At 55.5% G+C, this 6763-nt stretch carries 7 protein-coding genes; 2 read left to right on the top strand and 5 right to left on the bottom strand.

Annotation, left to right across the window (positions count from 1 at the left end; translation table 11 throughout):
- The first annotated feature begins 277 nt into the window (after positions 1–277).
- Entirely contained in the window at positions 278–1867 is a 1590-nt protein-coding gene (purH, locus tag B2Q93_RS15405) for a bifunctional phosphoribosylaminoimidazolecarboxamide formyltransferase/IMP cyclohydrolase (protein WP_046887164.1), read from the top strand.
- Positions 1868–1882: 15 nt separating this feature from the next.
- Positions 1883–3175, top strand: a complete 1293-nt coding sequence (gene purD / locus B2Q93_RS15400; protein ID WP_286933662.1) for a phosphoribosylamine--glycine ligase — start codon at positions 1883–1885, stop codon at positions 3173–3175.
- Positions 3176–3216: 41 nt separating this feature from the next.
- Here purD and B2Q93_RS15395 read toward each other — a convergent pair whose 3' ends face one another.
- The 5 genes from B2Q93_RS15395 to hemE all read right to left on the bottom strand — a co-directional run bounded on the left by B2Q93_RS15395 (position 3217) and on the right by hemE (position 6757).
- Positions 3217–3909: a DUF1481 domain-containing protein gene (locus tag B2Q93_RS15395; protein ID WP_207293797.1), complete on the bottom strand. Its 693-nt coding sequence runs from the start codon at positions 3907–3909 to the stop codon at positions 3217–3219.
- A gap of 11 nt (positions 3910–3920) precedes the next feature.
- Complete coding sequence (gene hupA / locus B2Q93_RS15390; protein WP_002445246.1) at positions 3921–4193, bottom strand: nucleoid-associated protein HU-alpha; 273 nt, start codon at positions 4191–4193, stop codon at positions 3921–3923.
- A gap of 186 nt (positions 4194–4379) precedes the next feature.
- Positions 4380–4970, bottom strand: coding sequence for a YjaG family protein (locus tag B2Q93_RS15385; protein WP_286933660.1), 591 nt, complete (start codon positions 4968–4970; stop codon positions 4380–4382).
- 41 nt (positions 4971–5011) lie between these two features.
- Entirely contained in the window at positions 5012–5683 is a 672-nt protein-coding gene (gene nfi / locus B2Q93_RS15380; protein WP_207292781.1) for a deoxyribonuclease V, read from the bottom strand.
- Positions 5684–5692: 9 nt separating this feature from the next.
- A complete protein-coding gene (gene hemE, locus B2Q93_RS15375; protein ID WP_046887167.1) occupies positions 5693–6757 on the bottom strand; it encodes a uroporphyrinogen decarboxylase in 1065 nt (354 codons plus the stop codon).
- Between the last annotated feature and the right edge of the window lie 6 nt (positions 6758–6763).

Raw genomic sequence — 6763 nt, 5'->3', positions numbered from 1 at the left:
TGGAGGCGCATTATAGGGAGTTCTCTGCAGGCCGCAATAGAAAAATGACATAAAAATGACTGACTGCTGCATTCCCCAGCAAAACCCCGCTTTATACCTGATTACACACAGACTTATCCACAATGCAGCGAAAAAGTGAAAAATGACGAGCGGTGCGCAAACGTTTTCGTTAAAATGCTCGCGCTAAATAAAACGCCCCGCAAGGTGTGTTAGCTGAGTTTTTCTAAAGAAAATTCACCTAACGCTCTCTGTAATCGTGAAATCCAGGGGATTTACCATGCAACAACGTCGTCCAGTCCGCCGCGCTCTGCTCAGTGTTTCTGATAAAGCCGGTATCGTCGAATTCGCTCAGGCGCTTTCTGCACGTGGTGTAGAGCTGCTGTCTACTGGCGGTACCGCTCGCCTGTTAGCAGATAAAGGTCTGCCGGTAACCGAAGTCTCCGATTACACCGGATTCCCGGAAATGATGGACGGACGCGTCAAAACCCTGCACCCGAAAGTTCACGGCGGCATTCTGGGCCGTCGCGGTCAGGACGACGGTATTATGGAACAACACGGGATCGCGCCGATCGACATGGTTGTCGTTAACCTGTACCCGTTCGCCCAGACCGTTGCCCGTGAAGGCTGCTCGCTGGAAGATGCGGTAGAGAATATTGATATCGGCGGCCCAACCATGGTGCGCTCCGCTGCCAAGAACCATAAAGATGTGGCCATCGTGGTGAAGAGCAGCGACTACGACGCCATTATTAAAGAGATGGATGCCAACGAAGGCTCTCTGAATCTTGAGACGCGCTTCGACCTGGCGATTAAAGCCTTCGAACACACTGCCGCCTACGACAGTATGATTGCCAACTACTTCGGTAGCCTGGTGCCAGCCTATCATGGTGAAAGTAACGAGCCTTCCGGCCGCTTCTCTCGCACCCTGAATCTCAACTTCATTAAGAAGCAGGACATGCGCTATGGCGAGAATAGCCACCAGCAGGCTGCCTTCTATATAGAAGAAGAAGTAAAAGAAGCTTCTGTTGCCACCGCACAACAAGTACAGGGCAAGGCGCTCTCTTACAACAACATCGCGGATACTGACGCCGCGCTGGAGTGCGTGAAAGAGTTCAGCGAACCAGCTTGCGTGATTGTGAAGCACGCCAACCCATGCGGTGTCGCGGTAAGCACCTCTATTCTGGATGCTTACGACCGTGCTTACAAAACCGACCCAACCTCCGCGTTTGGCGGCATCATTGCCTTTAACCGTGAGCTGGACGCCGAAACCGCACAGGCCATTATCTCCCGCCAGTTTGTTGAAGTGATCATCGCCCCTTCTGCCACCGAAGAAGCGCTGAAAATTACCGCCGCGAAACAGAACGTGCGCGTACTGATTTGCGGTCAGTGGGCAGAGCGCGTACCGGGCCTTGATTTCAAACGTGTTAATGGTGGTCTGCTGGTACAAGATCGTGACCTCGGAATGGTAAGCGAAAAAGACCTGCGCGTTGTGAGCAAACGTCAACCTACCGAACAAGAGCTGCGTGATGCGCTGTTCTGCTGGAAGGTTGCCAAGTTCGTTAAATCTAACGCCATCGTCTATGCGAAAGAGAACATGACCATTGGCATAGGCGCAGGCCAGATGAGCCGCGTCTACTCCGCTAAAATTGCGGGTATCAAAGCGGGCGACGAAGGTCTGGAAGTAAAAGGCTCCGCCATGGCGTCTGACGCCTTCTTCCCGTTCCGTGATGGTATCGACGCAGCTGCTGCAGTGGGCATCACCTGTGTGATCCAGCCTGGCGGCTCTATCCGCGATGATGAAGTGATTGCCGCAGCCGATGAGCACGGCATCGCGATGATCTTCACCGACATGCGCCATTTCCGTCATTAATTCCCGGAGCAGACAATGAAAGTATTAGTAATTGGTAACGGCGGGCGTGAGCACGCCCTGGCATGGAAAGCCGCGCAGTCTCCACGGGTCGAAACCGTTTTTGTGGCCCCCGGCAATGCCGGCACGGCGCTGGAGCCAACGCTGCAGAACGTGGCGATTAGTGTGACGGATATACCCGCCCTGCTGAGCTTTGCTCAGAGCGAGAAGATCGATCTGACCATCGTCGGCCCGGAAGCGCCGCTGGTAATTGGCGTTGTTGACGCCTTCCGCGCGGCAGGCCTGAAAATCTTCGGCCCGACCGAGGGCGCCGCTCAACTGGAAGGCTCCAAAGCCTTCACCAAAGATTTCCTTGCCCGGCATAAGATCCCGACGGCGGAATACCAGAACTTTACTGAAGTCGAACCCGCGCTGGCTTATCTGCGTGAGAAAGGCGCCCCTATTGTTATCAAGGCGGATGGCCTGGCCGCCGGTAAAGGCGTAATCGTGGCGATGACCCTCGAAGAAGCCGAAGCGGCCGTACAGGATATGCTGGCAGGTAACGCCTTTGGCGACGCAGGCCATCGTATCGTCATCGAAGAGTTCCTCGACGGCGAAGAGGCGAGCTTTATCGTGATGGTTGATGGGGAGCATGTGCTGCCTATGGCCACCAGCCAGGACCATAAGCGCGTGGGTAACGCAGACACCGGCCCGAATACCGGTGGGATGGGCGCTTACTCTCCTGCGCCTGTGGTCACTGACGAAGTGCATCAGCGCACCATGGAGCGCATCATCTGGCCTACCGTGAAAGGGATGGCCGCAGAAGGCAATACCTATACCGGTTTCCTGTACGCGGGCCTGATGATCGATAAGCAGGGCAACCCGAAAGTCATTGAGTTCAACTGCCGCTTTGGCGATCCGGAAACCCAGCCCATCATGCTGCGCATGAAATCGGACCTGGTCGAACTCTGCCTGGCAGCCTGCGAAGGCAAACTCGATGAGCAAACCTCTGAGTGGGACGAGCGTGCCTCTCTGGGCGTGGTGATTGCGGCGGGCGGTTATCCGGGGAGTTACAACACCGGTGACGAGATCCACGGCCTGCCGCTGGAAGCGATAGATGGCGCGAAAGTGTTCCACGCCGGCACGACGCTGGCAGACGACGATCGTGTCTTAACCAACGGTGGCCGCGTACTGTGCGCGACCGCACTCGGACACACCGTTGCTGAGGCACAGAAGCGCGCCTATGAGCTGATGGCAGATATCCACTGGAACGGCAGCTTCAGCCGTCAGGATATCGGTTATCGTGCGATTGCGCGTGAGCAGGGGGAGTAATTCCCCCTCACCCTAACCCTCTCCCTCAAGGGAGAGGGGACTTAAAAACTCTTTTCCGTCGGCTGCCAGGTACAGAAATCTTCGTTCGCCACCAGTAAAAGCTGAGAACCTTCCGGCGCCTCAAGCCACGCGATGCTGACTTCCATAGAAGAGTGACGCTGACGACGTTCAATATGTTCGGTGGCCCAGGACTCCAGTTCAGGCTTCACCGTCTGCCCCTCACAGGTTGTCACCGTACCATCGCTATGCCAGCGCCCCTGACGCAGCACAACCCGCCCCTGACGCAGCGCATCGCTGGTCTGACGGATTTGATCGGCACGATAACGGTAGAGCGCGATTTGGTCGCTGGAGAGTTGCTGCTTTTGCCCACCCGTTTCGTGCTGCATAAAGCTCAGCTCGCCGCGGTCATCAAAACGTATCCGCACATGTTCAGGGGTGGCGCTGTAAATGTTCAGTTCGATAAGAGCGAGGGTATCACCTTGCCAGCGGTATTCACTGGTTGTGGTACTGCCACTATGCCAGGGGCTGAAAGCGGAAAGCAGGTGAACGTCGTCGTCTGAATCTTTACGCCAGATACGCACTGCCCCCTGATTATCGGCATATCCGCTGGCGGTAAAGGCCGGCAGAGAGGCGTCGCGACTACAGGCAGAGAGCAACAGCACGCCTGCCAGAGCCAGGGCCTGGCGCCAGACAGACAAAAGGGGCGAAACCGCCCCTTCGTTAAAACTGTTCACTGCCACGCGTCTTACTTAACTGCGTCTTTCAGTGCTTTACCAGATACAAAAGCCGGCACGTTTGCAGCGGCGATTTTGATCTCTTTACCGGTCTGCGGGTTGCGGCCAGTACGCTCAGCGCGGTGGTTCACTTTGAAGGTACCGAAACCTACCAGTTGTACAGCATCGCCTTCTTTCAGAGACTCAGTAATTGCAGCCAGGGTGGATTCCAGAGCAGCTTTAGCCTGTACTTTAGACAGATCAGCTTTGTCCGCAATTACATCAATCAGTTGAGTCTTGTTCATAAGTTATCCTTTCAATGTGTTTATCGCTTGCTAAGCATCGAGTGCGACGAAAATGCCAAAAAAGCACTCTCCTGCATACACGCACCGATAGCCACTTATTTTCGCCCCCCAAATGTAGACCAGACGGGGGGCAGAAGGGAAGAGTGCAGGCATGACAAAACAGGCGTTAAATCACGTTTTGTTGTCTCACTGGTTAATATTTATACCAATATTACTCTCACCCGCCTCACGCAAGTCTGCGCGCAGACCTTTAATCAGCTCAATGTCGCGTTCTTCGCACTCTGCCAGCAGGCGGAAAATTTCCCACTGAATGTCCCACTCTTGCTCAACCGCCGGGTTCGCTCTGAGCTCTTCGTCGGTCATTTCACGCCCTTCCTGGGTCATCTCCAGCATCGCAACCGTTGTGATAGAGGCCTTACTGACCTCAATGGCATGCTCCAGCGTTTCGCCACTTAGGCGGGAGTGGATCAGTTCACTTAATGCCACGCAGGCATCAATAGCCGGATAGACGCCATAGACTTCGTAGTCGTCTGCCGCAGGAATCGCCTCTTCCAGCTTCTCGAGCTGAGAGTCGAAATTCACCTTCGCATCTTTCACCGTCAGCGTCTCCCACACCAGGTCGAGGATGCGGCGATAGATCTGCCCCTCACCAAACGCCGTCTCTTTGCAGAATACGGCGTAGTTGGGATACATGCGCTCGCAAAGACAGACCATAAAGGTGACGTGCTGCCAGCTCTCCAGCTTCTCAAGGCGCAGATGAATCGGGTTTTGTAACATGATGAGATCTCTAATCGGAAATTAGCCGCAGTGTACCTGAATCAGGGCTGAATTTCCTGCCAACGAACAAATGCCGGACGGCCTGATGCCACGGCATCCGCCCAGCGCGTCGGCTCGGGCAGACGGTAGCCTCTCATGCAGCGCTGTACCCATGCCAGGGCGGTGTCGGTACTGACCCGATGCCCGGTTGCCACAAACAGCGGATTGCAGCGCGCTTTACTGCGCCAGACCCATGCCAGCTGTTCGTTTTTGTCTATCAACGGTGCCAGGGCGCCCGGTTCGGCAGAGAGCGGCTCAAACTTACCGCACAGGCGCTTTTTCGCGACCCCGATAGTAGGGACATCGACCAGCAGGCCAAAATGGCTGGCGACGCCTAAGCGACGGGGGTGGGAAATGCCATGTCCATCAACAAACAGCAAGTCAGGTTTTTGTGAGAGTTGCTCCCACGCTGCCAACAGCGCGGGATATTCGCGAAAAGAGAGGAAGCCCGGAATATAGGGCATGGTGGTGGCAATACGCGCAACCTTGTACTCCACCAGCTCTAACGACGGATACTTCAGTATCACCATCGCCGCCCGCGTCACTTCGCCACCCTGCTCAAATCCGACATCTGCCCCGCCAATGTACTGCGGAGGATCCGTATCCAGACGATCCTCTCGGATCACTGATGAGGCCAGTTCAATTTGCTGAGCGCGTAGCGACGCGAGATCCATAACCACTCCTTAAAGATGATACTGCGCAGAAAGCCGGTGCACCGCCTCCACAAATACGCCTGCATGCTCAGGCGGTACATCCTGATGAATACCGTGGCCGAGGTTAAAGACGTGGCCTTCACCCTGGCCGAAACCAGAAAGTATAGTCGACACTTCTTCTTCAATACGCGCAGCCGGCGCATAGAGCATGGAAGGATCCATATTGCCCTGTAGCGCGACTTTGTCGCCCACGCGACGACGCGCATCGGCGATATCGGTGGTCCAGTCGAGGCCCAGCGCATCACAACCGGTCTCCGCCATGGCTTCAAGCCACTGTCCGCCGCCCTTGGTAAACAGAGTTACTGGTACGCGACGACCTTCGTTTTCACGCAGCAGGCCATCCACAATTTTGTGCATGTAATAGAGCGAGAATTGCTGGTAGTCACGACCGGTAAGCACGCCGCCCCAGGTATCGAAAATCATCACCGACTGGGCACCCGCTTTAATCTGCGCATTGAGATAGAGGGTGACGCTCTTCGCCAGCTTGTCGAGCAGTGCGTGCAGGGCTAACGGATCGGCATACATCATCTTTTTGATCAGGGTAAAGGCTTTGCTACTACCGCCTTCTACCATGTAGGTCGCCAGCGTCCACGGGCTACCGGAGAAGCCAATCAGGGGCACTTCCCCCTTCAGCTCACGACGAATCGTTCGCACTGCGTTCATCACATAACCCAGCTCTTGCTCCGGATCCGGGATGGGCAGGTTATCGATGTCGGCTCTGTTTTTAATCGGAGAAGAGAAGCGTGGACCTTCACCGGTTTCGAAATAGAGGCCAAGGCCCATCGCATCCGGAATGGTCAGAATATCCGAGAAGAGGATCGCAGCATCAAGCGGATAGCGGCGCAGCGGCTGGAGGGTCACTTCGCAAGCCAGCTCGGCATTTTTGCACAGCGACATAAAATCGCCGGCCTGAGCACGGGTGGCTTTGTACTCTGGCAGATAACGGCCAGCCTGGCGCATCATCCATACCGGGGTGATATCAACGGGTTGGCGCAGCAGCGCACGCAGATAACGATCGTTCTTCAGTTCGGTCATTGTTGC

The organism is Leclercia sp. UBA5958, from assembly GCF_002430365.1.
GTDB lineage: Bacteria > Pseudomonadota > Gammaproteobacteria > Enterobacterales > Enterobacteriaceae > Enterobacter > Enterobacter pneumoniae.
Note: the sequence above shows the minus strand (reverse complement) of the source record. Positions and strands in the feature narration are given on the sequence as shown.

Bases quoted from the DNA above. Each gene is read 5' to 3' on its own strand.
- B2Q93_RS15385 (WP_286933660.1), bottom strand. From the start codon at position 4,970: ATGTTACAAAACCCGATTCATCTGCGCCTTGAGAAGCTGGAGAGCTGG.
- purD (WP_286933662.1), top strand. From the start codon at position 1,883: ATGAAAGTATTAGTAATTGGTAACGGCGGGCGTGAGCACGCCCTGGCA.
- hemE (WP_046887167.1), bottom strand. From the start codon at position 6,757: ATGACCGAACTGAAGAACGATCGTTATCTGCGTGCGCTGCTGCGCCAA.
- purH (WP_046887164.1), top strand. From the start codon at position 278: ATGCAACAACGTCGTCCAGTCCGCCGCGCTCTGCTCAGTGTTTCTGAT.
- hupA (WP_002445246.1), bottom strand. From the start codon at position 4,193: ATGAACAAGACTCAACTGATTGATGTAATTGCGGACAAAGCTGATCTG.
- nfi (WP_207292781.1), bottom strand. From the start codon at position 5,683: ATGGATCTCGCGTCGCTACGCGCTCAGCAAATTGAACTGGCCTCATCA.